Genomic DNA, 25553 nt, shown 5'->3' on the forward strand with positions numbered 1-25553 from the left:
TTTCCCTCCGGATCCTTTTTTATTTGCAAGCTTTGAGGAATCGGTTCGGTCTCGCAGACGCTTAGAACCGCTCTCGCTGGTTTTCTTAATTTCCAAAGGGAAAACCGCTATGCGCCTTTCCCGGAATCGTTAGATCGCGGTAATCGCCAGCTCCTGCGTCTGGGCCAGCGGGAACCACGTCTTCAGCACCATCTTTATGAACATCTGTCCGCACGGGACCAGTTCGAAACTGCCCCGATCGATCGTCCATTCGGTGATCAGGCCGCCGATGACCGCTGTCAAGGCGGAAGCGGCCGTATCTGGCGTCCAGGGAGCCGGAAGTTTCGTCTTTTCATCCATCAGGGTGAAAATGCGTTCGAAATTTTCGTGCATGTCATGCCTGAACGAGCTCGCCCGGCTTGTCGTCCCGTCGCAAAATGCCATGTCGAGATGCATCATCACCTTCAACATGCTGCGCTTGCGCGGATCGCCGTGAACGTCGTCGAATATCGCAGCTATCGTATCGGCGATCAGATCGAGCGGATTTGGCGGCAGCTCCTTGGACATCCGCTCCGCCAATTCCTGAAACGGCTGCTGGGCCTCGTCGCGAATCGCGAACATCAGCCCCTGCTTGTTCTTGAAATGCCAGTGCACTGCCCCCCGCGTGACACCGGCGGCTGCGGCTATCTCTTCGAGGCTGACATTCTCGTAGCCTTTGTCAAGGAACAGAGCCTTTGCAGACTGCAAAATCTCGTTCCTCGTCTCCGCCGCCTCCTCCTTAGTTCGCCTCATTCACCTCTCCACAGAAACTGATGTTCAAGCTGTGCCCCTCTTTTTGATATTCTCTATCCATCAATGCCGCTCAGTGCTGGAGCCCATATACTAGCAATGCTCAACAGAGTGGCGGAATTTATATATTCCCTAAAAATTGAGGAAGGAAATCGCAATAGGATGTGTTCGTCAAGCGTCTATAAGCCACGCGCAAGTTTCCTTGTGCAATTTCCCCACGTTGGGAAGTGAAAATCGAAAATGTGCAGATGCCAATATAGCCATGATGGCGACATACATATTGGTGGGGTGATCCCGGGTATGCTTGCTCTGGAAAAGATGCATCGGTCAAGTTGGGGCGCAAGACGCGTTTGATCGGAGCATTCGCAAGTCCATCCGCTCATATCGATTATCGAAGCCATGCCTCCGCCTCAACGCGGCCGGGCCTGGCATCGATTGTGTTCAAGTCGCGTACGCATAAGCCATCTGAGTTCCTCTCAACGCTCGTATCTGGAGGCCCCAATGACGAGCATCTACTCGATCTCATCGAGCAATTACTATCAATACCAGACCTCGCGCTCGACAGCGTCGACGACTGACGATTCCATTGCATCTCTGCTGTCCGACAGCTCCTCCGGCAATTCGTCGGGTAGTTCTTCCGGCACGAGTTCCTCTTCCTCGTCCTCTTCGGACGATCAGTCGCAGATTGCCTCGGCTGAACAGCTCGTCGCGCAGCTGATGAACATGATTCTCAATCTGCAAGCCGGCATGGGCAGCGATAGCTCGACATCGGGATCAGACAGCAATTCCAGCAGTTCGACGTCAAGTACTCAGCAGACTTCCGCAACTGGCAGCCAGGACAACAGCCAAAGCGATATGATCAGCGCCATGGACAGCAATGGCGACGGAAATATCAGCGAAGCGGAATTCGTGGCTGCGCGCCCGTCGGACGTCAGCGAAACCCAGGCACAGCAGCTGTTCCAGAGCTTCGACACCGGCAATACCGGCTCACTCACCGAAGCGCAGCTTGCGAAAGCCATGCAGGCAGGCCAGCAGCAACCCCCACCACCACCGGGTGGCCAGATGAGCGGCGATGACCTCTCTGCCGCGTTTTCCTCCATGGATACGAACGGCGACGGTAGCGTCAGCGAATCCGAATTCGTGGCCGCCCGTCCTTCCGACGTAAGCGAAGACCAGGCAACGTCGCTGTTCAAGAGCCTCGACACGTCCGGTTCCGGGTCGTTGACGCAGACCCAGTTCGAACAGGCCATGAAGGCACAGCAATCGCAGTTGCCGGATTTCGGAAGCCTCTACTCGACCAATGAGCAGGATTTGACGACGACGAGCGATCTGCTGACGCTCTGATCGGACGAGAACTTTAGCAATTGATCATGCGAAGTGCCGGCAAACCCGGGCAGAAGAGATTGAAACTTCTGTCTCCGGGTGAGCCGGCCCTTCTTTTCCTGTTTGGCAGATGGCCTCTGGGCTTGGAAAGAAAATTCGAAAAGCCTTGACCTGCAAGCGACGGAATTCGGCTAGTGCGGCGTTCAATCCTTGTGAACCTGTGTTTGACGTCGAAGGATGATACGCTGACCGAGATGCTGCAATCCAAGTGGCGCCGCTTGCCGGAGTTGACGGCAAGGCGGGATTTGCCGGCCAACAGGCCGGAGCCCGCGTGCCATGCCGGTATCGCAGGAAACTGGAGCGGTGGCGATTGTCGATGAAGTGGGATCGCGCGCCCAAGAGTGGCGACCCGGATGAGGATCTGCTCGGTCGCATCGCTGCGGGCGACGTTCCGGCGATGCGCATGATGATAACGCGGCAGTTGCCTCGCATCGTTGCCGTGGCAACCCGCATGCTTGGCGATGCGGCCGAGGCCGAGGATGTGGCGCAGGAGACGTTTCTGCGCGTCTGGCGCAATGCCGGCGGCTGGCGACAGGGCAATGCCCGTTTCAGCACCTGGGTGCATCGCGTGGCGACCAACCTCTGTTACGATCGCCTGCGGCGTCGCAAGGACGTTCTTGCCGAGCATCCACCCGATATCGAGTATGAAGGGCCGGCGCCGGATGCGGGTTTGATGAGCGAGGACGATCCGTCCAAGCGTGTGGAGCGGGCCATGCAGATGATCGCGCCCAGGCAGCGCGAGGCGATCATTCTGGTTTATTATCAGGCGCTGTCGAATGCGGAGGCAGCTGAAGTCATGGATGTCAGCGTCGACGCACTGGAAAGCCTGCTTGCGCGTGGAAGGCGCTCCTTGCAGGTGCTTTTGTTGAAGGAACAGGGCGATGGTTGAGAATATCGCGGGTCCGATGAATGCCGAACGGTTTGAGGCGCTGACTGCGGCCTATGGCGGCGATATCGGCCGATGGCCGCAGGCGGAGCGCGCGGCTGCGCGGGATTTTGCCAAGAACCCCGCCGCCGCAGAAACGCTTGCCCGCGCCGCCGATCTGGATGCATTGCTCGACACATACGTCGTGAAGCCCCGCCACGCCGGCCTGGAGGAGCGAATTCTCGCAAAGCTCGTTCGCCGCCTGACGATACGAAACTGGTTCCGGTTCGGCTCTGCCGGCATCGGCCTCGTGGGGGTCGGCATAGCCGGCGCGCTTGCCGGCAGCATTGCCATTGCCGTCTTGGCTCCGAGCTTGACGTCCGACACCTCAGTCGTCTCCGATGGAACCGCGACCATGTTCGGCGATATCGGGCCGGACGCGGGTATAGCGCAGCAGGACAGCCAATGACGGATCGCAGCTTTCGAATAGTGGTCATTTCTCTTTTGGTACTGAACACGTTCCTGATCGGAGCGTTGGCCGGCGGCGGGCTGACCTGGATACGCAAGACCCAGGCGCGGGCCGGAATGATGCCGCTAGCCGGCGAGCAATTGCCTTCGGCGCAGAAGAAGGCTTTGCGCGCGGCGCTCAATGAGGCACGCAAGGACGAACGTCAGATCATTCTCGAGGCACAGCAGGCCAAAGTCGACGCTGCCTCCATTCTTGGGCAGCCGACGCTGGATAAGGAGGCACTCTCGGCGGCGCTGGCAAGGGCGCGCGATGCCGACATCGCCTTGAGGGCGAAGCTGGAGCAGCGTGCAGTCGATTTTGCAGCAGGGCTCTCCTATGACGAGCGTCGAGCGCTCGCCGAAAGTCTGGTCCGCCGTAGCATGCCGAAGGCTGCTGCCACAAAATGATCACACTTGCCGAGCGACGGATCGAAACCAAGCCTGCGTTAAAGGAGCATGTTTGATGCAGGAGTTGGCAAGGCCATGGCTCAGCAGTCCAATGATGTTTACGCCGCGCTCGCTCTTTCCCGCTTTGGGCTAGGGGCAGACCACAACGGCACCACCTCGATCGCGGCTGATCCGCGGGGTGCGTTGCTGGAAGAAATCACCGAGCGTTTCGTCCCGGTTCCGGTCGGGCCGCAGCTGCAATCGACGGCCGATCTTCTCGTTTCTCTGTACGCATTCCAGGAACAGCGCAAGGAGGCGAGGCAGCAGGCCGCAGCCGCTGTCGCCGCGGTGCCGCAGGACAAGCAGATGCAAGGCCCTCAGCAGCCGCAGAAGCCGCCGGTACAGCCTTCCGGCGCAATGGCAGGGCAGCCCAACAATCAGGCCCAGCCGAATAACCAGGCCATGGCGGCGGTCATCGGCAAGGCAGTCGAGAAGCTGGAAAAGCCGGCAATGCCCTATCTGCCGCAGCAGATCCTGTTGGCTGAGGTGGATGCCCGCTTCAACGGCACGATCCGGCAGCCATTGATCGGCTTTGGCGAGCGGCTTGCCATGTTCTGGGCAAACCACTTCGCGGTCGCCGTCTCGAAGAGCGAGGAAGTTCATATCGTTGCCGGCGCCTTCGAGCGCGAAGCGATCCGGCCGCATGTTTTCGGACGTTTCGCCGATATGCTGCTTGCTGTCGAGACTCATCCGGCCATGCTCGGCTATCTCGACAACCAGCAGTCGATCGGGCCGAACTCCAAGGCCAACGCCAACAAGAAGCGCGGTCTCAACGAGAACCTTGCCCGCGAAACGCTGGAGCTCCACACGCTCGGCGTCAATGGCGGCTACACGCAGGCCGACGTGACGACGCTTGCCAAGATTATTACAGGCTGGACGGTGGCGCGCGCCGAGGGCAAGCTCGGGACGCCCGGCACCTTCGTCTTCAACGTCGGCGCCCATGAGCCTGGCGACCAGACGTTGCTCGGTCTTACCTATGCCGATAATGGTGTGGGGCAGGGGCGCGAAGCGCTGCGCGATCTCGCCCGCCATCCGGCGACGGCGCAGCATATTGCCACCAAGCTTGTTCGGCATTTCGTCGCCGATACGCCGCCGCCAGAGCTTGTGCAGACCGTCGCTGCGACCTTCAGCAAGACGGATGGCGATCTTTCGGCCGTCTATCGAGCGCTCGTCGGCTCCGACGATGCGTGGAACCCGACACTCTCAAAGGTTCGCTCGCCCCTGGAATTCATGACCGCGCTTCTGCGGGCAAGCGGCGAGACGCCGAAGCCGAACGTCATTCTTGGCGCCTTGACCGCCATGGGCCAGCCCTTCTGGGCGCCGGCCGGCCCCAATGGCTTTGCAGACACCGTCGATGTCTGGGCCTCCAGCGAGAGCCTCAGCATGCGCATGGATGTCGCCAATATGATTGCCAACGCGGCGGCGCCTCAAGCCGATCCTCGCCGCTTCGTTTCCGACAGCCTTGGGCCGCTTCTCTCGCAGGAAACGCTGCAGGCGGTATCGCGCGCGGAGACCCGAAACCAGGGTTTGACGATCGCTTATCTTTCCCCCGAATTTCAAAGGCGCTGACCATGACCTGCGAACTCATGACACCCACCCGTCGTGCTGTCCTTGGTGCTTCAGGCGCCTTGTTTGCCTGGGCTTTCATCCCGCGCTTTGCCCATGCCGCCGGCGGACGCGACCCGCGTTTCATCACGATCATTCTGCGTGGCGCGCTTGATGGATTGACGGCTGTCCCACCCGTTGGCGACCCTGATTATCAAGCGCTGCGGCAGTCGATCGCCATGACGACGAGCGGCCCGGAGGCGGCTCTTCCGCTCGACAGTTTCTTCGCGCTGCACCCTTCGATGCCGAATTTCAATCGGCTCTATCGTGCAGGTCAGGCGGCCGTCGTGCATGCCAGCGCGACGCCCTATCGCGACCGGTCGCATTTCGATGGGCAGGATGTGCTGGAATCTGGCTACGAAATGCCCGGCCGCGTCGATTCCGGCTGGCTGAACCGGATGCTGGAGGGCCTGCCGAAGGGCGACAAGGTTTCGCCCGGTTCGTCGGAGATCCGAGGCTTGTCGGTCGGTGCCAACGCACCGCTCGTCATTCGCGGCAAAGCGCCGGTGCTCGGCTGGTCGCCATCCAACCTGCAGCCGGTCAGCGACGACCTGCCGCCGCGCCTGATGGATCTCTATAATCACACCGATCCGCTTTTTGCGAAAATCCTCGCCGAGGGCATATCGACCGGCAAGATCGCCGCCGGCCTTGATGTCAAGGCAAGGGGCGGGCCAGGTGACCCAACGGGTATGGAACAGATGGCGAGAGGCGCAGCCCGGCTGTTGGCACAGGACGATGGCCCCCGCGTCGCAGCATTGGCCTTCGAAGGATGGGATACCCATGCCGGCGAGGTGGATCGGCTCAACAAGCTTCTTGTCGGTCTCGATAATTCCTTTGCTGCGTTCCAGCAGGAACTTGGCCCGGCCTGGAAGGATACAGCGATCCTCGTTGCGACCGAATTCGGCCGCACGGCGCAGGTCAACGGTACGCAGGGCACGGATCACGGCACTGGCACGGCCGCCTTCCTCGCCGGCGGCGCGATCAAGGGTGGCCGGGTGATTGCCGATTGGCCTGGTCTCAAGCAAGCGCAATTGCGCGATGGCCGCGATCTGGCCGCCACCACGGATCTACGCGCCGTCGTCAAGGGCATTGCAGTCGATCTGCTCGGTGCGTCACCGGCCGTCTTGGCGCGCGACGTTTTCCCGGGCTCCGATCATGTCCTGCCGATGAAAGGGCTGATTGTCTGAGCCAGGCTCCGATTGCGTGGTGTCGCAAGTGCATTCGCCACTTCGAAGCCCATGCCGGTATTGGCGCCGGTAACGACGAAAGTCTTGTTTGATTGATCGGGAACATCCGCCTGGGTGAAGCCGCTCATGGTTTCAGCTCCCGTTTGCGATGCCCGGCGCGGCACGTACAAAGGCTTGGTTTTTCACCTGGTCGACCAGGAATTTCGCCAGGTTGCCTCGGGATAGCGTCATGCTCAGCTTCGTTTTGCCATACCATCCCACATCGACGTGGCCGTTCGCAGGCGCATCTTTAAGATTGGGAATGCGTACCAGGGTCCAATCAAGGCCCGAGCCGACGATCAGTTCGGCGGTAGCCTTGATATCCTCATAGGCTCCGCGCACGATCACCTTGAACAACAGCACGAAGGCATGCGCTTTGAAGGCGAACCGGTCCCTGGGATCGTGATAGGCGGCCGTGGAAATCTGGATGAGCCGGCGCACGCCGGATTGCTTCATCGCGGCGATGATGTTGGACAAGCCGTGCATGACCGGCTTGTCCCCCTTCATCTTGAGGCTGTTGGGTCCGAGCGCACTGATGATGGCATCGGCGTTCTCCACGCACTTCGCAATGGCAGCCGCATCCTGCAGGTCGCCGACGACGACATCGATCTTTCCGGTAAATTCAGACAGCTTGCTGGCGTCGCGAGTGTAGACGGACAGCTCGTATCCTCGGCTAAGCGCCTCGCGGATGATGTATTTCCCGGTCGGCCCTGTGCCTCCGAAGAGGGAGATTTTCATGGTTTTTCCCTGTCATTCAGCCAGCGAAAGCCGATCCGCTGGCGATTTTTCGCGCACTGGAGACGTCGTTGTCGGGCCATCTTCCAGTGCGCGAGTTTGTCCTTGCGCCTTATGCGGCGCGTTCGAGCACTTCGCGAACCTGGGCTTCGGTGGTGGCAATGGCAGCATTTGCGGTATCCGGGCCGAAGACGGTGCCTTCGACACGGATGAGCTCAACGTCGGTCAGGCCGATGAAGCCGAGCAGATGGCGCAGATATCCCGTCTGGAAATCAAACGGCGCATAGTCTCCGGCAGAGAACACACCGCCGGTCGCCGTTACGAGATAGATCTTCTTGTTGGACAGCAATCCTTTAGGGCCATCTTCTCCATAACCGAAGGTCACACCCGGCCAGATGATGTGATCGAACCAGGCCTTGAGCAGAGAGGATGGGCCGAAGTTGATCATGCTGGACCCAATGACGACGGTGTCGGCATGGCGCAGTTCATCGACCAGTGCTTCGGCGAGCCTGACGGCTTCTGCTTGTTCTGGCGTGCGGCTTTCCGATGGTATCGCACGGCCATTGATATAGGCCGGCGCAATGTGCCGCAGCGGGTTTGTCGCCAGATCGCGGACGGTGATCGTGCCGCCGGAGCGGGCTTTGAGCCCTTCCGCGATTTCCGTTGCAAAGCGAGTGGACAAGCCCTCAGTCCCACGTGGGCTTGAGGTTACGAGTAGAATGCTGGTCATGATTGCTCCCTGCGGGGTCTGGTAGTAAATAATAGTTACTGACGCTATTATGGTAACCGTGGAAATTCCCGCAAGAAGGCACATTCATGGCACTCAGTCACACTGATTTTCCTACCCCCGGCGACGGTTACGACTGCCGGATGGTACGAGAAATCCTTGATCTGGTCGGCGACAAGTGGAGCTTGTACATCATCGCTACGCTCAAGGGCGGTCCTGTCCGTTTCAACGAGTTGCGCCGCCGTATTGACGGTATCTCGCAACGGATGCTGACATTGACCTTGCGCGGGCTGGAGCGTGACGGGCTAGTAAAGCGATCGCTGTTTCCCACCATTCCGCCTCGCGTCGACTATGAGCTGACCGATGTCGGACGGACGTTGCTTGCCCCGGTGATGGCGCTCGTAACCTGGGCCGATTCCAATCAGGATATCATTCAGGACGCTCGAGTGAGCTACGACGCCGGCCTATAGCCTTTTATGGTTCTGGTGGGGGAGAGGAAAACACGAGTGGCGTCTGATCAAAACAAATCCCGCAGGTCTGCGGAGGATATGATTGATCCTAAGAGCCAGTTCCCGATCGGTCATATGGAAACTACGTGAGAGCCGCATGCGGGGGAACTGCGCCGCTGCGAGCTTCGCGCACCGTGGAGAGGATGGCGACCACGCAGGCCAATGCAAGCGCGACAGCGCCAAGCACCGGCAAACTGCGATAGCCATATCCGCTTTCAAGCAGAGCGGCACCCACGCTTGCTGCGATCGCAATGCCGATATTGAACCCTGACGGGATGAGCGAGGAGGCAAGGCCCGGCGCATCGGCGGTCCACATCAGAATGCGAGCCTGGATAGGGGTGCCGATGGCAAAATTAAGAGCACCCCAAACGAAGATCGTCAGGCTCATCAGGACGGGATAGGGGCTTACCAGGTAAAGCACGACAAGTATGGCGGCCTGAACGGCGAGCATGACGATAAGCGAAGGCATCAGCTTCCAGTCCGACAGCCGGCCGCCAATCACAACACCCAATGTTGCCCCGACGCCATTGAGCAGGAGGACCCAGGGAATAAGCATGGCATCAAGGCCTGTCACTTCCCGCAGGAGCGGTGTTATATAGGTAAACGGCACCATCTGGCCGATCATCAAGGCCAGCATCATGATGAGGGACGTCCAGACCTGCTGGCGGCCCAGAACGCGCACTTCGCTGCTCAAGTGGCTGGATTGCTGAGATTCGGCTTTCGTCGGCGGGATCAAGGCCCATATCGCGATCAATGCGAGAACGCCGACCAGGGTCATTGCCCAGAAAGTCGTACGCCATCCCCAAAGCCCGCCGATTGCCGCGCCGACAGGAACGCCGATAATATTCGAGACGGTCAAGCCTGCGAGGATCACGGAGACTGCGCGTCCTCGAAAGGCCTGCGGGACGAGGCCGACTGCAACCACCATGGCAATACCGAAATAGGCGCCATGAGCGATAGCGGTTGCAACCCGGAAGAGGAGCATGGTGGCGAAGTCTGGTGCCAGCGCGCAGGCGATTTGCCCCAGGCAAAAGGCGATCGTAAGTGCGACCAGAATGTTACGGCGCGAAACCTGCCGTGTCGCCATGGTGAGGAAAGGTCCGCCGAGCGCAATTCCCAACGCATAGCCGGAAACCAGATAGCCGGCAAAAGGAATCGAGACGCCCAAGCCCTCGGCTACATCTGGGAGAATGCCCGCGATGACAAACTCGGTCGTGCCGAAAGCAAAGGCAGCCAGAAACAAAGCGAAGAGGGGTAAAGGCACATCCAGCTCCGATATAAAGGAATAAGGATTTCTTTATATTGCTATGAAGGAGACATCAAGTGTGAGTTGTTGTCGATGGTACTCGCCACGTAACGCGGGTTCTTTCGGGTGCTTTGAGCCGGGCGGACACGCACCATTTCGTGGTCCGATCCTTGACAAGCGAGGAATGTTTGTGAAGTTTGGCTGTCATGAGTGAGGTGGCTGATTGGTTATCTTATACAAGTCCGATCAGTCGGAAAAACGCTGCCGAGGCAGTGTTTGAGGATATTCGTTCGGCAATCACATCGGGACGGTTGGCGGTCGGGACACGGCTGCCCGCCGAGTCGCAGCTTGCGACGCGTTATGGTGTCAGCCGCCCGATCATTCGTGAGGCGCTCCGCTCACTTCAGACACTCGGCCTTACCCAGACGCGCACCGGCAGCGGCACATATGTGGTGACCTCGACACCAGGTCCGGAGCTGCGTTATGGCGGTTATTCTGCCCGCGACCTGATCGAGGCACGGCCATTCATCGAGGTTCCGGCCGCCGGCTGGGCGGCGCTGCGGCGCACGGAGCAGCAATTGGCGCGCCTACTTGAGCTCTGCGATGAAATGGATCGAGAAGAAGATCCTTTGAAGTGGGTGAATTTAGACTCGGAATTCCATTCGACGATTGCGCAATCCTCGGGAAATGCAGTTTTCGCCAAAATCGTCGCCGATGCCCGCGACGCGTTGATGCGGCAGTCGGAACTGGTGAATATGATGGCACAGCGCCGCGTTGCCTCGAATGTCGAGCACCGCCGCATCGTCGAGGCGATTGCGGCGGGATCGGAAGAGAAGGCCATCGCGGCGATGGAGGCCCATCTCGGTCAGGTCAAGCAGGTTGTGACCACGATCATCAGCGAGGGACAGCCGCATCATTGAGAGCGGCCGGCAGGTTCGCGAGCCGCTCCGGCCGGAGTGCCTCGAAGAGCTGCTCGGCGGTCAGATATCCATGGTCCAACACGATTTCCGGCACGGTACGTCCCGTTGCCAGCGCCTCGCGGGCAACTTTGGTCGCCGCCTGATAGCCGATCAACGGATTGAGCGCTGTGGCAAGGCCGATCGATTCCTGCAACCGTTGTGCCATCAGAGCTGGATTGGCCGTGATGCCATCGACGCAGCGTGCGGCAAGGATATGGCAGGCTGCGGTCAGATGCATGATGCTTTCCGACAGCGAACGCACGATGATCGGTTCGAAGGCATTGAGCTGCAGCTGGCCAGCTTCCGCCGCCATTGTCACGGTGATGTCATTGCCGATGACGGAGAATGCCACCTGATTGACCATTTCGGGGATCACCGGATTGACCTTGCCGGGCATGATGCTCGAACCGGCCTGCATGGCAGGCAGCGTGATCTCGCCGATGCCGGCCCGCGGTCCGGACGAGAGCAGGCGCAGGTCGTTACACGTTTTCGACAGCTTGACGGCAACGCGCTTCAGAACGCCGGAAAGATGGACGAAGGCGCCGGGATCCTGTGTCGCTTCGATGAGGTCACTTGCCGTGACCAGGGGACGGCCTGTCAACTCAGCCAAATGAGCGCAGGCAAGGGCGGCATAGCCCACCGGTGCATTGAGGCCGGTACCTATCGCCGTGGCGCCGAGGTTGACCTCATGCAGAAGTGCCGCCGATTCGATCAGGCGGGACCGGTCTTCCCCGAGCATGATGGCGAAGGTCCTGAATTCCTGGCCAAGCGTCATCGGCACGGCATCCTGCAACTGAGTGCGGCCGATCTTCAAAATGCCGTCGAACTCCTTTGCCTTGCGCTCGAAGGCCTCCTGCAGCGTCTCCATAGCCGCCGCCAGACCGTCGATCGCCTCGATCAGCGCGACATTGACAGCCGTCGGGTAGGCGTCATTGGTCGACTGGCTGAGATTGACGTGATCGTTCGGATGAAGGTGAGCATAGTCACCCTTGGCATATCCGAGCAGTTCCAGTGCTCGGTTGGCGATGACCTCGTTGGCATTCATGTTGGTGGAGGTGCCGGCACCACCTTGGATGACATCGACGACGAATTGTTCGTGCAGCTCGCCGGCGCGGATTTCGCGGCAGGCGCGTATGATGGCGTCGAGCCTCTCTTTGCTGAGCAAGCCCAGCTCGTGATTGGCGAGGGCTGCCGCTTCCTTGACGAAGGCTAGGCCGCGAATGAGGTGCGTATAGCGACCGATCGGCGTTCCCGTGACCTGGAAATTCTCAACCGCTCTTGCGGTGTGTACCCCCCAATAAACCTCGGCCGGAATATCCTTTTCGCCCAGCAGGTCATACTCGCTTCGCGTCTTGACCACATTATCCTCCTATGGTCGAATCAAGCCATATCTGTCAAGCTGTAAGACAGATTTTGAAATCTGTTACCTGCTGCGCCCAACCGCGTCAATAAGTGCCGCTTGGCTTGACCTGCCGTTATTTCTGTGTCTAAGAGAAAATCTGTCATACAGCATTACAGCATGACCGGCGATCTCTAGTGATGATTGACGGCTTGATTAAGGCAAACGGCATCCTGTCGGGTGCAAACGAGCACCCCGGACCCGTCCACAGACAAACGGCTCAAGGGAGGAGCAATGTCAGTCGAACCCATTCAGAATATTCCGGCGGATCGCCGGCCGCCGGTCAATGAGGACCTTGGCTATCACAAGGCGCTAAAGCCACGGCAGATCCAGATGATCGCCATCGGTGGCGCCATCGGCACCGGTCTCTTCCTCGGCGCGGGCGGCCGCCTTGCCGCGGCCGGTCCGGCGCTCATATTCGTCTATGCGCTCTGCGGCTTCTTTGCCTTTCTCGTGCTGCGGGCGCTCGGTGAACTCATCATGCACCGGCCGAGCTCCGGTTCCTTCGTCTCCTATGCCCGCGAGTTCTACGGCGAGAAGATGGCTTTCGCGGTCGGCTGGATGTACTGGCTGAACTGGGCCATGACATCGGTTGCCGACGTGACGGCCGTCGCCCTCTACATGAATTTCTTTAAGCATTACGTTCCCTGGCTTGCCGGCGTCGATCAGTGGGTTTTCGCGCTGATTGCATTGATGGTCGTGCTGGTCATGAACCTTCTGTCGGTGAAGGTCTTCGGCGAACTCGAATTCTGGTTCAGCCTGGTCAAGGTCCTGGCTCTCCTCAGCTTCCTTGCCATCGGTATCTACTTCGTCGTTTCCGGCACGCCCATTGCCGGTCATACGCCGGGTTTCAGCATCATCAGCGACAGCGGCGGGTTCTTCCCCAATGGCATCTTGCCAGCCTTCGTCATCATACAAGGCGTGGTCTTCGCCTATGCGTCGATCGAGCTGATCGGCACGACCGCAGGCGAAACGGAAGATCCGCGCAAGGTCATGCCGGGTGCGATCCGCACGGTGGTCGCCCGCCTGCTGATCTTCTATGTCGGCTCGGTGCTGCTTCTGTCGCTGCTTCTGCCCTATACGGCCTATAAAGCTGGCGAGAGCCCCTTCGTCACCTTCTTCGGGCTGATCGGGATCAAGGGCGCCGATATCATCATGAATCTCGTCGTGTTGACCGCCGTGCTGTCCTCGCTCAATGCCGGCCTCTATTCCACCGGCCGCATCCTGCATTCGATGGCCGTCTCCGGCTCCGCGCCGGCAGCACTTGCCAAGATGAACAAGGCTGGCGTGCCGTATGTAGGCATCGCCGTAACGGCTGTCGTGACCGTCATCGGCGTGGCGTTGAACGCCGTTGTGCCATCGGCCGCTTTCGAGATTGCCCTCAATATCTCGGCACTCGGCATCATCTCTGCCTGGGGTGTCATCGTGCTGTGCCAGCTGAAACTCTGGAAGCTCTCCAAGCGTGGCGAGATGGCGCGTCCGGATTTCCGCATGTTTGGGGCGCCCTATACCGGTATCCTGACGCTGGTCTTCCTCTTTGCGGTACTGGTGCTGATGGCGCTCGACTATCCGGTCGGCACCTGGACGATCGCCTCGCTTGTCCTGATCGCGCCGGCGCTGGTCATCGGCTGGTATCTGCTGCGCGACCGCATCTATCGGCTCGCGACCGAGCGAGGCCAGTCGTGACGGCAGGGCAGGTCAATCCGCTGGTGGCAGTCATTGCCACCGGCGGCACCATTGCAAGCGAGCGCACAGATAGCGGCGCCAGTATACCGTCACTGACGGGAGAAAGCCTGCTGGCACTGCTTCCCGACATGCCCGTCGATCTCAGGCCGATCGAGCTGATGGCAAAGGATTCGGCAAGCCTGACCCTCGCGGACATGCAGGGGATCAGCGACAAGGTGCGGGAATTGCTTGACGATGCCGCGGTCAGCGGCATCGTCATTCTGCATGGCACGGACGCGATGGAAGAGACGGCTCTGCTCGTCCAGCTGCAGCATGGGTTGAACAAGCCGGTTGTGTTTACCGGCGCCCAATTCACCGCCGATCATCCCAAAGCCGATGGCCCTGCCAACCTTGCCGCAGCCGTCGCTGCCGCCATCGATCCGGCCAATGCCAGCCGTGGCGTGCTTGTCTGTTTCGGCGGCCGGCTGTTGCCGGCTTGGGGGCTCTACAAGCGGTCCTCGGATGTCGCCGATGCCTTCAGGCAGTCGCGGCCACTCGAAAATCCGCCGAGCCCGCGCCTTGCCGCAGCCCTCGATAGCGTTCGTGTCGATGTCGTGGCGATCTATCCGGGCTGTGACTCGGTGCATGTCGATGCAAGCCTGAGGGCCGATGCCCACGGCATCGTTCTGGCTGCCCTCGGTTCGGGCAACGCCAACCCGCGGCTCGTCGAAGCAGTCAGGCGCTGCGTCGGCGTCGGTGTACCTGTCGTCGTGTCCAGCCGGGTGCCGGACGGATTGCTTGTTTCAAGCTATGGCGGCGGCGGTGGCGGACATGATCTTGCCGAAGCCGGTGCAATCCATTCCTCCACGCTGCGGCCGGGGCAGGCGAGGGTTTTGCTGGCCGCGCTCGTTGCTTCCGGCGCGAGCAGCGAGGCAATCGAACACGCGTTTGCGGACTTCGCCGGCAACAGGGCGCCCTGATTGCGAGCCATGGAAACGGGCCGGCCGTTGGATGGCGGCGCGGCCCGGACATTCGCGGAATTGTGTCGTCGTCAAGCCGTGTGCGCAGCCTTGGCGACGACGACCGGGATCAAGAGATCACCCCAGTTGCCGTTGCCTCCGTGGTGGCGGGCCGAGCGGACGAGTTCGACCGAAACACCGGCTTCGACGGCATTCATGACGGCCTGGTTGAGGCGATGCAGCTCGTTGGCCAACATGCGGATGACGGCCTGCTGATCGGTATTCATCGTGAGAGACTGCTCCTCGGCTCTCTCGCGAACGCGTGCTATCGATGGCATTTCATTCTCCTCCTATGATCTTGATATCACTCTGCTGCCGGCTTGAACTGGGCATGCTCGGTCGATCCATGCATGGCCGTCGTCGATGATTGGCCGCCGGTGATCGCCAGCGAGACCGCATCGAAATAGCCGGTACCCACTTCGCGCTGATGCTTGGTGGCGGTATAGCCATTGGCTTCGGCGGCGAATTCTGCTTCCTGCAGTTCGGAATAGGCGGCCATCTGGCGGGCCTTGTAGCCCCGGGCAAGCTCGAACATGCCGAAATTCAGCTGGTGGAAGCCGGCAAGCGTGATGAACTGGAACTTGTAGCCCATTGCCCCCAGTTCGCGCTGGAACTTGGCGATCGTCGCATCGTCCAGGTTTTTCTTCCAGTTGAACGACGGCGAGCAATTATAGGCCAGCAGCTTGCCGGGGTGGACCCGATGCACGCCTTCGGCAAATTTGCGCGCCTGCTCGAGATCCGGCTTCGACGTCTCGCACCAGATGAGGTCGCAATGCGGCGCATAGGCGACGGCGCGGGCGATGCAGGGCTCGATGCCGTTCCTGACCTGATAGAAGCCTTCGACCGTCCGTCCGGCATCGTAGTCGACGAAGGGCTGGTCGCGCTCGTCGATGTCAGACGTCAGAAGTTTGGCTGCTTCGGCATCGGTGCGCGCAACGACGAGCGTCGGTACGCCCATGACATCGGCGGCAAGCCGAGCTGCGTTGAGATTACGGATATGGGCAGCGGTCGGGATAAGAACCTTGCCGCCGAGATGGCCGCACTTCTTCTCCGATGCGAGCTGATCTTCGAAATGAACGCCGGCGGCCCCCGATTCGATATAGGCTTTCATGATCTCGAAAGCGTTCAATGGCCCCCCGAAGCCCGCTTCAGCATCCGCAACGATCGGCGCTAACCATGTGTCGACGGAAAGCCCTTTGCCTTCGGCAGTCTCGATCTGGTCGGCGCGTTGGAGGGTGCGATTGATGCGCTTTGCCAGCTCCGGACCGGCATTGGCGGGATAAAGCGACTGATCCGGATACATGGCAGACGCCGTATTGGCGTCGGCAGCAACCTGCCATCCTGAGAGATAGATCGCCTTCAGGCCGGCGCGAACCATCTGCATGGCCTGGTTGCCCGAGAGCGCACCGAGCGCATTGACGAAATCCTCTTCGTGAATGAGCTGCCAGAGGCGGTGCGCACCCATCTCCGCAAGTGAGTGGCGGATCGTGATCGATCCGCGCAACCGCTCGACATCGGCGGCCTGATACGGGCGCTCGACACCATCGAAACGCCCGGCAGGCGCGCTGGGAACCAGTTTGTAAAAATCTGTCATGCGATTCTCCTGATACTTCCTCTCGACCCTTCGATCGATCTCGATTGCATGACTGTTTTTACAATATCGGCGCTACAGGAGCGAGAAAAACCGGAAAATCCCGTTAGATAAAAGGGTTATGATGTGCTATTGTTGACATAGGTCTTCGGTAAAATTGTAAATCTTGTAAAATATTGCCGGTGAAGGACTTGTAAAAGGTATGACTCATGGTTGAGCGCAAGATCTTTGCCGGCCCGAAGGTTAGGCGCATCCGCATGGGTCTCGGTCTGACGCAGACGACGATGGCGCAGGCGCTTGATATCTCGCCGTCCTATCTCAATCTCATCGAGCGCAATCAGCGACCCTTGACCGTGCAATTGCTTTTGAAGCTGTCGGCGGTCTATAAGGTCGATCTCGACGAACTGCAGGGTGAACAGGGCGGCAGTGCAGGGCAGTTGCGTGAAGTCTTTGCCGACCCATTGCTTGCCGGAGAGATCCCAGGCGATCAGGAACTGATCGAACTTGCCGACGCCGCACCGAATGCGGCAAACGGCATGATCCGGCTTTATCGAGCCTATCGTGAGCAGGCGGCAAGGCTGTCCGATCTCGCCGAGCTCCTATCGCGCGAGGGCAGAGTTGCCGATGTCACCGGACCGCGTCTGCCGCTCGACGAGGTTCACGATCGCCTGCAGTCGCGTCCGAATTTCTTTGCCCGCATCGAAGATGCTGCGGAGACTTTCCACGAACGCCTGTCGCCTGGCGATGACATCGTGGGCGCGTTGAAGGCCTGGATGAAGGGCGAGCATGGTATAGCGGTGCGTCTGTTGCCGGTACGCGCCATGCCCGGCTTGCGTCGGCGCTACGATCGGCATTCGATGCGGCTTTTCCTGTCCGAGCGGCTGTCGCCCTTCGATCAGCTCAGGGAGATTGCGACGGAAGTCTCGCTTCTGGTGATGCGTGAGGAGATCGCCGCCGAGCTAAACACCCTCGCGCTTTCGACGCCCGAAGCCAATCGCATCGCCCGTTTCGAGCTGGCGCGTTATGCTTCCCATGCGCTTCTCATGCCGTATGGCGCCTATCTCTCGGCGGCGCAGCGGCTGCATTGCGATATCGAGGGTCTGAGTGCTCGTTTCGGCGTTTCCTATGAGCAAGCCGCCACGCGGCTGACCAGTCTGCAGCGTCCTGGCGCATCCGGCATTCCGTTTTTCCTGATGGAGATCGACAATGCCGGCCATCGCCTGCGCAAGGCGGGGGCGCAAGGCTTTCCGCAAGCGCGCTTCGGCGGCGGCTGTCCGAAACTTAACATCCATGCCGCCTTCGCTCAGCCCGGACAGATATTGGTGGACGCTACCCAGATGCCCGACGGTGCCGGCTTTCTGACAGTATCGCGAACGATCGAGGGGCCGCGGGCCGACTTCGGAGAAAGGGTGCGCCGCACGGCACTTCTCATCGGCTGCGATGTCGCCCATCGCGACGAGGTGGTCTATGGGAAGGCGCTGGGTAGCGATCAGGTCATGATCGGTCCTGCCTGTCGCCTATGCGAACGCCAGGGTTGTCTGGTAAGAGCCGAACCGCCAGTCACGCGCCCGCTCGGCCTCGATGAAATGGCGGCCGGCCTGAGCGTGTTCGATTTTCAGTGACTGCGTTGATCATTGTCGTTCAGAAGGGGAGCTGCGACGCCAAGCCTCGGCTCCTCTCTTATTCGCTCCTGCGGGCAAATCAGGCATAAAGTCCGAACTGTGCAGTATGCAGCCGCGCATAAGCGCCGCGGCGAGCAAGCAACTCGTCATGCGATCCCTGTTCGACAATGCCGCTGTCGCCCATGACGATGATGCGGTCGGCGTTGCGGATCGTCGACAGCCGGTGTGCGACAACCAGGGTCGTGCGTCCTTTCGCAAGCTCCGATAGAGCCTGCTGGATCGCATATTCGGTCGCGGTATCGAGCGCGGACGTAGCCTCATCGAGAATGAGGATCGGTGGATCTTTCAGGAAGATGCGGGCGATCGCGAGACGCTGTTTCTGTCCGCCGGAAAGCTTGACGCCGCGCTCGCCCGTCGGCGTATCGAGGCCGGCGGGCAGGGACCGGACGAATTCGTCCAGCGAGGCGCGCTGCAACGCCTTCATGATGTCTTCGTCCGTCGCACCGAGCTTTCCGTAGGCGATGTTCTCGCGAATGGTCGAGCCGAACAGAAAGACGTCCTGCTGGACGATGCCGATCTGGCTGCGCAGCGAGGCTTGGGTCATGTCGCGGATATCGATGCCGTCGATGGTGATGCTGCCGGATGTCACGTCATAGAAGCGCGGCAGCAACGAGCAGATCGTTGTCTTGCCGGTGCCCGAAGCGCCGACGAAAGCTACTGTCTCGCCAGGCGCGATCGTCAGGGAGAGATCGCTGAAGATCGCAGTCTGTTCGGAATAGCCGAAACCGACATGCTTGTAGGCGATATCACCCTTCAAATGATGGACCGCGATCGCATTTGGTCGGTCGGCGAGATCCGGTTCGGTATCGATCAGCGACAGGAAGCGTTTGAAGCCCGCAATGCCCTTGGGATAGGTCTCGATCACCGACGTGATCTTGTCGATCGGGCGGAAAAAGACATTGATGAGCAGCAGGAAGCTGATGAAGCCGCCATAGCTCAGCTCGCCCGATATGACGAACCAGGTTCCCGCCATCATCACGAGGAGCTGTACCAGGCGGGTGCTGAAATAGCTGAGCGCAATGCTTGCCGTCATATAGGCGTAGCCATCCAGCTTGGTCGCCTTGTAGTCCTCGTTGTCGCTGGCAAACAGCTGACTTTCGTATCGCTCGTTGGCGAAGGCCTTGACCACCCGGATGCCGCCGACGGTTTCCTGCATGCGCGTGTTGAAGTTGCCGACCTTGCCGAACAGGCTGCGCGAATTCAGCGTCATCTTCGAGCCATAGCGGCTGACGAGCCAGGTCATGAACGGCACGATGGTCGTCGTCAGCAGCGCGAGCTTCCAGTGGACGCTGAACATCAGCAGGAAGGCGCCGATGAAGGTCATGATGGCAATGAACAGGTCCTCGGGGCCATGATGGGCGATCTCGCCCACTTCCTCGAGATCCTTGGTAACGTGGGTGATCAGATGACCGGTGCGGTTGTTGTCGAAATAGCGGAAGGAGAGCTTCTGGATATGATCGAAAGCCTGGCGGCGCATGTCGGACTCGATCGAGATGCCAAGCGCATGGCCCCAATAGTTGACGATAGCCGAAAGGCCGGTTGCCACCGCATAGACAACAAGCAAGAGAGCAGCGGTCGCGAAAATCAGACCCCAGTCGCGGCCGGGCAGCAGTTGGTCGACGAAAACCTTGACGGCCAGCGGGAAGCCGAGTTCCAGAAGGCCGGCAAGCACGGCACAGCCGAAATCGAGAAGGAACAGCGTCTTGTAGCGGGCATAGTAGGAAAAGAAACGACGAAGCATGATTAATGCCCTCCATGGGCATTGAAGAGGACCGGGGAGACAAGAACGGACCGAACGACAGCCCGAATTCGGCGTTGCCGTTCAGCGTCAGTGGGTGCCGAAATTTCTCATCTGGCGATCCTCCTGCTTGAGTCGCGCGTTTGGTATAACCGACGCGTGCAACCTTGTCACCTCTATGGCGGTGAGTAACCGCTGCCGGGCTGAGACTGCGGTTTGGAGGTACAAAGATGTGCGTTTTGAATGGTGTAGCCGCCCCGAGACAAATCTCTGTCGGCAACCATGAACTCGCAATGTGTGCTGTCGAGAATATCGCTCGTCCTGGCTTTCAAAGCGAATGCGTTCGGAGGATCACGTCGGCTCGCGTCGGTGCTCCGGATCTTCCACCAAACGACTCGCACTTGATGGCGGCAGCGATAGAGGAAAAGCGGATTGCGTCCGCGGGTGCCATTCCTTCCGCGATTGCGAGCGCGAAGGCGCCGTGGAAGATGTCTCCTGCGGCGAGTGTATCGACGGCCCTGACGGAAATGGTCGGGCAATGCGCCACGTCATTGTTTTGCTCGTCGAACCAATAGCTGCCGGCCGCCCCTGCCGTCACGCAAATGAAGGCATGATCGAACCGTTGTTTCAGAAGATGCGTCATCTCGGACACATTGCTTGTTCCCGTCAGGCGCTGAGCAGCCGGTTCGGAGAAAACGATATGCGTCGCTTCCGGCGCCAGCTGCTCGATGATGCCGTCGGGCGCCACGTCGCCGTCGAGAATGGCGGGCTTGCCCATCGCTCTGGCAGCTTTGAGAACCTGCAGCGCCAGCGCTGGCCAGCGCACGTCGACCAGTGTGGCGTCGAACGCGGCAATATCATCTGTCGCAAATTTCTTCACCGTATGATGCAACTTCGGATCGTAGAAGGGAACGATCAGCCTTTCGCCGTCATCGTCCACCAGAATGGTCGAGACGGCAGAGCGTGCGCCTTCCACCTGAGAAATCCCACCGACATTGATGCCGGCAGCACCAAGATCGTGGATAATGCGCTCGCCGGTATCGTCGCGGCCAACGGCACCCCAGAGGCTCGCCTCGCCACCGAGGCGGGCAATGGCATAGGCGGCGCTGGAGGCCATGCCTTCCGCGATCTGCAGCATGTCATAGGGCAGGACCTTTCCCTGGCCCTGCGGAAGAGTGCGGACGCGAAAGAGCGTATCCAGAACGGCAGCACCGACGCAAAGAATGTGCTTGGCCTTGCCGATGGGTGGATCGAAGATGGACAAAGGGCTCAAAGCCGTTTTCCGCTCGCCTTGTCGAACAGATGGATGCTTGCCCGATCGATCGCAATTTCGATCGTGTCGCCGAAGCGGATGTCCAGCCGCTCGCGGAACAGGCACGAGATTTCCTCACCGCCACAATCGAGCTTGGCGTAGATCTCAGACCCGGTGCCTTCGACAATGCCGACCCGGGCGGACAGGCCGCTTGCCGCAGCGCGGATATGTTCGGGCCGGATGCCATAGACAAGTGGGTGTCCGCCATGCTGCGCGCTCGGAAAGCCCTCCGGCAAGGGCAGGATGAGGCCCTTGTCGCTGCGGAAGACGCCTTCCTCGATCCTGCCGTCGATGAAGTTCATCGAGGGCGAACCGATGAAGCCGGCGACGAACAGGTTGGCCGGACGATCATAGAGATCGAGAGGTGCACCGACCTGCTCAATGAGGCCGCCATGCAGCACGACGATCTTGTCGGCCATGGTCATCGCCTCGACTTGGTCATGGGTCACGTAGATCGTCGTCGTGCCGACGCGCTGATGCATGGACTTGATCTCGCCGCGCATCTGCACGCGCAGTTTTGCGTCGAGATTGGAGAGCGGCTCGTCGAACAGGAAGACTTGCGGATCGCGCACCAGCGCACGCCCCATGGCGACGCGCTGGCGTTGGCCGCCGGAAAGCTGGCGAGGCAGCCGATCCAGCAGATTTTCAAGGCCGAGAACGGCCGCCGCCTTTTGCACCTTGCCGGCGATTTCGGAAGCGTTTGCCTTTTTCAGCTTCAGCGCAAAGCCCATGTTTTCGGCGACCGTCATATGCGGATAGAGCGCGTAGTTCTGGAAGACCATCGCAATGTCGCGATCGCGCGCTGGAAGATGGCTGACTTCGCGCCGGCCAATGTGGATCTCACCATCGCTGACCTCTTCGAGCCCGGCGATCATCCGCAGCAGCGTAGACTTGCCGCAGCCTGAAGGGCCGACGAGGACGACGAATTCGCCGTCGGCGATATCGACGCTGATATCGTGAATGACCTTCACCTGGCCGTAGCGCTTCTGGATGTTCTGTATATTGACGGGTGCCATGAATGTGATCCTGTCCAAAAGGTAAGGCGGGTCATTTGACGGCGCCGGCCGTCAGGCCGGCGATGATCTGCCGCTGCGCGAACATCGTCAGCACGAGAACCGGCAACGTCACGATCAAGGCGGCCGCCGCAAGCGGCCCCCAGCTCACCTGCTCGAAGGAGAGCATGTTGTAGACGGCGACCGGCAACGTGCGGGTCTCGCGGCTCGCAAGCACGATGCCGAAGACGAAATTGTTCCACGAGAAGATCACGGAGAGAATGAAGGCGACGACGATGCCGGGCTTCGCGATCGGCAGAGCGACCAGGCGAAAAACCTGCCAGGGCGTGGCGCCATCGATGCTTGCAGCCTCCTCCAGTTCCATCGGTGTCGTCTCGAAATAGCCGATCATGATCCAGACGACGATCGGAACGGTCACGACGAGATGGATGATGATCTGCGGCCAGAGGGTTCCGAGCAGATTGAGCCACTGGAACAGCAGAAACAGCGGAATGAGGAAGGAAAGACCCGGGGTCATGCGGGCGATCATGATGACGATCGCCGATTTCTCGGCCTTCAGCCGCGCAATGCCATAGCCGGCAGGCACGCCGATAACGAGCGCGAGCAGGGTGGCTGCCCCGGTCACAAGAATGGAGTTCCAGAAATAGAGGAAGAAGTTGTTTTCCTGGAAGACATTGATGTAGTTCGTCCAGGCGAAACGATCCGGAATGAGGATCGGCGGATAGGCGCCGTTGTCGATCTCGTATTTCAAGGACAGCGAGATCATCCAGAGGAAGAACAAGATAACGGGTGAGACGATGACCAGGGCCACGAAGAACAGGCCGATGCGGTTGAGTGTCGAACGCTTCATCTCAATGTCCCTCCGCGTCTGTCCATTTCGTCCGCTGCCGCATCATCAGGAGGACGAAGGAGAGCGCGACGATGAGGATGAAGAACACCACAGCCATGGCCGAGCCATAGCCGATGTCGTAGTAGGAAAACGCGGTGTTATAGAGGTAGATATTGATTGTCTCGGAAGCAGTTCCCGGCCCGCCCTGCGTCATCGCGTAGATGATATCGAAGCTCTTGATCGCATCGATGCCGCGGATGATGACCGCGATCATCAGGAAGGGCGAGATCATCGGCAGCGTCAGATAGCGGAATTTCTGCCAGGCATTGGCGCCATCGATTTCGGCACTCTCATAGGGTTCGCGCGGCACGGAGGCGAGACCACCGAGCACGATCAGCATGACTAGCGGCGTCCATTGCCAGACCTCGACCAGGACGAGCGAGGGGATGACGCTTGCCTGGTTGTAGATCCACTCCTGCGGTCCGATACCTACAAGCGATAGCAGATAGTTGAGGACGCCGAGCTGCGGGTGGAACATCATCGTCCAGACGAGTGCCACCGCGACGGGTGTCGCCATCATCGGCATGACGAAGATGCCGCGCAGGAAACCGCGCAACGGAAAGTTTGCATCGAAGATCAGAGCGGCAAGCGTCCCGAAGATCAAAGGGCCGACAACGGACAGCACGGTATAAAGAACCGTGTGCCATAGCGATTCCCAGAAGCGCGCATCGGTCGCCAGCCGGACATAGTTGTCCCAGCCGACAAAACTCTGCGACTGGCCGAGCGTCCACTTGTTGACGCTCATCCACAGGGTGAAGACCCAGGGAAAGACGATAACACCGGCAATCACGATCAGCGCGGGAACGACGAACGGCCAGTAGTTGGGAGCAAGCCTTTGCGGCTTGCTCCTCTTCTCAGCTGTCGTTCTGGTATCTTCGATGCTCACGGAGGCCATTATCCCTCGCTTCGTGCGAGCACCGGCTCGAACTGGGCGGTTGCCGTCTTCAATTCCGCTGCCGGATCGGCGCCGCCGATCATGTTCGTCAGCGCAACGCCATAGATGTCGCGGAACTCAGTGACCGGGATGATAACGGGCAGCGCCAGCTGCGAGACCTTGGCTGAGCCGGCGACGGCATCGAGCCAGGCGCCGGGCATCTTGACGCCTTCGCGAACCTTCTTGTCCTCCAGAATCGACTGACGGAAGGGAACGCCGGCACCGGCTTGCAGGAGACGTGCGCCCATGTCGTGCGAGATCGCCCATTGGCAGAAGAGATAGGCGGCTTCCTTCTTCTGGCTGGCGGCGGTCACACCAATGCCGTCACCGGTGGTGGCGGCTGCCTGCGCGTTCGGCCCCTTCGGCATGATGCCGTAGCCGACCTGGCCGACGACGCGGGATTTCTCCGGGTTTTCGATCGGCGGCGCAAAGCCGACTCCATCGAGCCACATGCCAATCTTGCCCTGCAGGAAGGCCGATTGCGCTTCCGCCCAGTTGAAGCCGGAGACACCGGGAGGCGCCGATTTCGTCATCAGGCGCTGATAGAGCTTGGCAGCGTCCACGGCGCCTTGCGATTCCGTCTGCAGCTTGCCGTCGGCCGAAAGCGGCGTCGTGCCATGTCCGAGCATGAAGGTCGTCCAGACCGGTGCATTGGCGTTCTTCAAGCCGCGGGCGACGAAGCCATAGGTGTTGGTCGACTTGTCGGTCAGCGCCTCGGCGGCCTTGACCATGTCGTCGAAGGTCTCCGGATAGGCGAGGCCCTTCTTCTCGAACAGCGCCTTGTTCCAGTAGACGATCCAGTAGTCGACGGAGAAGGGCAGGGAGCGCATGACGCCGGCGGAGTCTTTTGCGAATTTGAGACCGGCCTCGGCGAAATCGCTCTCCGTCAGCGAGGGATCGGTGAGCGAAGGGTCCTTCATGAAGCCGCTGATATCGGCAAGCCAGCCGCCTTTTTCGAACTGACGTTTCTGGACGTGGTAGCTGAGATGCACGACATCGAAGCTTGGCTTGCCGGAAGAAAGCTCGATCGTGGTCTTCTGGCGCTGCTGCTGTTCCGGCGTTGCTTCGGCATTGACCTTGATGCCAGTCAATGCCTCGAACTCGCTCAGATATTTGAGGATTGTTTCGCTGCGCGGGCTCTTGATCAGATTGACCTCGAGCGTCGTGCCGGAAAAGCGCTTCCAGTCGACGGCCGCCGAGGCGGTGCGGACACCCAGAAGGCTTGCCGCGCCGAGCGCTGCCGTACCGGCCATGAAGCCGCGACGTGTCGGATTGAAAAATGACGATGACATTCCGTTCCTCCTCCTTTGGCCGGGAATCTCCTCATTCGCGGC

The 25553-nt window shown here is 60.0% G+C and carries 25 protein-coding genes; 11 read left to right on the forward strand and 14 right to left on the reverse strand.

Annotated elements, in window-relative coordinates; all coding sequences use genetic code 11:
• Positions 1 to 129 precede the first annotated feature (129 nt).
• A complete protein-coding gene (locus AC13Q5_RS17800; RefSeq protein WP_075854068.1) occupies positions 130 to 771 on the reverse strand; it encodes a TetR family transcriptional regulator in 642 nt (213 codons plus the stop codon).
• 498 nt (positions 772 to 1269) lie between these two features.
• On the opposite strand from AC13Q5_RS17800, the gene AC13Q5_RS17805 reads away from it, so the two are divergent.
• The 6 genes from AC13Q5_RS17805 (at position 1270) to AC13Q5_RS17830 (ending at position 6762) form a co-directional block, all read left to right on the forward strand.
• The gene (locus AC13Q5_RS17805; RefSeq protein ID WP_075854069.1) at positions 1270 to 2112 is read left to right on the forward strand and encodes an EF-hand domain-containing protein; all 843 of its coding nucleotides are present in this window, start codon (positions 1270 to 1272) and stop codon (positions 2110 to 2112) included.
• A 355-nt stretch (positions 2113 to 2467) separates the two neighbouring features.
• Complete coding sequence (locus tag AC13Q5_RS17810; RefSeq protein ID WP_174173161.1) at positions 2468 to 3040, forward strand: RNA polymerase sigma factor; 573 nt, start codon at positions 2468 to 2470, stop codon at positions 3038 to 3040.
• Positions 3033 to 3485, forward strand: coding sequence for a hypothetical protein (locus AC13Q5_RS17815; protein ID WP_075854071.1), 453 nt, complete (start codon positions 3033 to 3035; stop codon positions 3483 to 3485). The genes AC13Q5_RS17810 and AC13Q5_RS17815 overlap by 8 nt, the downstream gene beginning before the upstream one ends.
• On the forward strand, positions 3482 to 3931 hold the full coding sequence (locus tag AC13Q5_RS17820; RefSeq protein WP_075854072.1) for a periplasmic heavy metal sensor: 450 nt from the start codon (positions 3482 to 3484) through the stop codon (positions 3929 to 3931). The genes AC13Q5_RS17815 and AC13Q5_RS17820 overlap by 4 nt, the downstream gene beginning before the upstream one ends.
• A gap of 75 nt (positions 3932 to 4006) precedes the next feature.
• Entirely contained in the window at positions 4007 to 5539 is a 1533-nt protein-coding gene (locus tag AC13Q5_RS17825) for a DUF1800 domain-containing protein (RefSeq protein ID WP_488502611.1), read from the forward strand.
• Between the two features lie 2 nt (positions 5540 to 5541).
• Positions 5542 to 6762, forward strand: a complete 1221-nt coding sequence (locus AC13Q5_RS17830) for a DUF1501 domain-containing protein (protein ID WP_075854073.1) — start codon at positions 5542 to 5544, stop codon at positions 6760 to 6762.
• On the opposite strand, the gene AC13Q5_RS17835 is transcribed toward AC13Q5_RS17830, so the two are convergent.
• The 3 genes from AC13Q5_RS17835 to AC13Q5_RS17845 all read right to left on the reverse strand — a co-directional run bounded on the left by AC13Q5_RS17835 (position 6729) and on the right by AC13Q5_RS17845 (position 8266).
• On the reverse strand, positions 6729 to 6890 hold the full coding sequence (locus tag AC13Q5_RS17835; RefSeq protein WP_208621560.1) for a hypothetical protein: 162 nt from the start codon (positions 6888 to 6890) through the stop codon (positions 6729 to 6731). The genes AC13Q5_RS17830 and AC13Q5_RS17835 overlap by 34 nt on opposite strands.
• 4 nt (positions 6891 to 6894) lie before the next feature.
• Complete coding sequence (locus tag AC13Q5_RS17840) at positions 6895 to 7539, reverse strand: SDR family oxidoreductase (RefSeq protein ID WP_488502612.1); 645 nt, start codon at positions 7537 to 7539, stop codon at positions 6895 to 6897.
• Between the two features lie 109 nt (positions 7540 to 7648).
• A complete protein-coding gene (locus AC13Q5_RS17845) occupies positions 7649 to 8266 on the reverse strand; it encodes an FMN-dependent NADH-azoreductase (RefSeq protein WP_488502613.1) in 618 nt (205 codons plus the stop codon).
• Positions 8267 to 8352: 86 nt separating this feature from the next.
• Between AC13Q5_RS17845 and AC13Q5_RS17850 the strand changes: the two genes are divergently transcribed.
• Positions 8353 to 8733, forward strand: coding sequence for a winged helix-turn-helix transcriptional regulator (locus AC13Q5_RS17850; protein WP_488502614.1), 381 nt, complete (start codon positions 8353 to 8355; stop codon positions 8731 to 8733).
• Positions 8734 to 8854: 121 nt separating this feature from the next.
• On the opposite strand, the gene AC13Q5_RS17855 is transcribed toward AC13Q5_RS17850, so the two are convergent.
• Entirely contained in the window at positions 8855 to 10036 is a 1182-nt protein-coding gene (locus AC13Q5_RS17855; RefSeq protein WP_488502615.1) for an MFS transporter, read from the reverse strand.
• Between the two features lie 188 nt (positions 10037 to 10224).
• On the opposite strand from AC13Q5_RS17855, the gene AC13Q5_RS17860 reads away from it, so the two are divergent.
• Positions 10225 to 10938 carry a FadR/GntR family transcriptional regulator gene (locus AC13Q5_RS17860; protein WP_488502616.1) on the forward strand — a complete coding sequence of 238 codons (714 nt, stop codon included), beginning with the start codon at positions 10225 to 10227 and terminating at the stop codon, positions 10936 to 10938.
• Here AC13Q5_RS17860 and AC13Q5_RS17865 read toward each other — a convergent pair.
• Positions 10913 to 12337, reverse strand: a complete 1425-nt coding sequence (locus tag AC13Q5_RS17865) for an aspartate ammonia-lyase (protein WP_488502617.1) — start codon at positions 12335 to 12337, stop codon at positions 10913 to 10915. The genes AC13Q5_RS17860 and AC13Q5_RS17865 overlap by 26 nt on opposite strands.
• A gap of 273 nt (positions 12338 to 12610) precedes the next feature.
• Between AC13Q5_RS17865 and AC13Q5_RS17870 the strand changes: the two genes are divergently transcribed.
• Together AC13Q5_RS17870 and AC13Q5_RS17875 are read left to right on the forward strand one after the other, a co-directional pair.
• A complete protein-coding gene (locus AC13Q5_RS17870; RefSeq protein WP_488502618.1) occupies positions 12611 to 14062 on the forward strand; it encodes an amino acid permease in 1452 nt (483 codons plus the stop codon).
• On the forward strand, positions 14059 to 15021 hold the full coding sequence (locus AC13Q5_RS17875) for an asparaginase domain-containing protein (protein WP_488502619.1): 963 nt from the start codon (positions 14059 to 14061) through the stop codon (positions 15019 to 15021). Before AC13Q5_RS17870 ends, AC13Q5_RS17875 begins: the two co-directional genes overlap by 4 nt.
• Before the next feature lie 71 nt (positions 15022 to 15092).
• Here the strand turns inward: AC13Q5_RS17875 and AC13Q5_RS17880 are convergent, their stop codons facing one another.
• Together AC13Q5_RS17880 and aceA are read right to left on the reverse strand one after the other, a co-directional pair.
• Positions 15093 to 15338 carry an SMc00767 family acetate metabolism repressor gene (locus AC13Q5_RS17880; protein WP_075854082.1) on the reverse strand — a complete coding sequence of 82 codons (246 nt, stop codon included), beginning with the start codon at positions 15336 to 15338 and terminating at the stop codon, positions 15093 to 15095.
• A 26-nt stretch (positions 15339 to 15364) separates the two neighbouring features.
• Positions 15365 to 16654 carry an isocitrate lyase gene (gene aceA, locus AC13Q5_RS17885; protein WP_488502620.1) on the reverse strand — a complete coding sequence of 430 codons (1290 nt, stop codon included), beginning with the start codon at positions 16652 to 16654 and terminating at the stop codon, positions 15365 to 15367.
• A 206-nt stretch (positions 16655 to 16860) separates the two neighbouring features.
• Between aceA and AC13Q5_RS17890 the strand changes: the two genes are divergently transcribed.
• Positions 16861 to 18273 (forward strand): helix-turn-helix domain-containing protein, encoded by a 1413-nt coding sequence (locus AC13Q5_RS17890; protein ID WP_488502621.1) that lies wholly within the window; start codon positions 16861 to 16863, stop codon positions 18271 to 18273.
• 79 nt (positions 18274 to 18352) lie between these two features.
• On the opposite strand, the gene AC13Q5_RS17895 is transcribed toward AC13Q5_RS17890, so the two are convergent.
• The 6 genes from AC13Q5_RS17895 to AC13Q5_RS17920 form a co-directional block, all read right to left on the reverse strand.
• Positions 18353 to 20074, reverse strand: coding sequence for an ABC transporter ATP-binding protein (locus AC13Q5_RS17895; RefSeq protein ID WP_488502622.1), 1722 nt, complete (start codon positions 20072 to 20074; stop codon positions 18353 to 18355).
• A 325-nt stretch (positions 20075 to 20399) separates the two neighbouring features.
• The gene (locus AC13Q5_RS17900; RefSeq protein WP_488502623.1) at positions 20400 to 21344 is read right to left on the reverse strand and encodes a sugar kinase; all 945 of its coding nucleotides are present in this window, start codon (positions 21342 to 21344) and stop codon (positions 20400 to 20402) included.
• Positions 21341 to 22399: an ABC transporter ATP-binding protein gene (locus AC13Q5_RS17905; RefSeq protein WP_488502624.1), complete on the reverse strand. Its 1059-nt coding sequence runs from the start codon at positions 22397 to 22399 to the stop codon at positions 21341 to 21343. Before AC13Q5_RS17905 ends, AC13Q5_RS17900 begins: the two co-directional genes overlap by 4 nt.
• 31 nt (positions 22400 to 22430) lie before the next feature.
• Positions 22431 to 23246, reverse strand: a complete 816-nt coding sequence (locus tag AC13Q5_RS17910; protein ID WP_075854088.1) for a carbohydrate ABC transporter permease — start codon at positions 23244 to 23246, stop codon at positions 22431 to 22433.
• Position 23247: 1 nt separating this feature from the next.
• Positions 23248 to 24180: a carbohydrate ABC transporter permease gene (locus AC13Q5_RS17915; RefSeq protein ID WP_075854089.1), complete on the reverse strand. Its 933-nt coding sequence runs from the start codon at positions 24178 to 24180 to the stop codon at positions 23248 to 23250.
• Positions 24180 to 25511, reverse strand: coding sequence for an ABC transporter substrate-binding protein (locus tag AC13Q5_RS17920; protein WP_488502625.1), 1332 nt, complete (start codon positions 25509 to 25511; stop codon positions 24180 to 24182). Before AC13Q5_RS17920 ends, AC13Q5_RS17915 begins: the two co-directional genes overlap by 1 nt.
• Between the last annotated feature and the right edge of the window lie 42 nt (positions 25512 to 25553).

The sequence above is a fragment of the Martinezella sp. CNPSo 3964 genome (genome assembly GCF_057784375.1).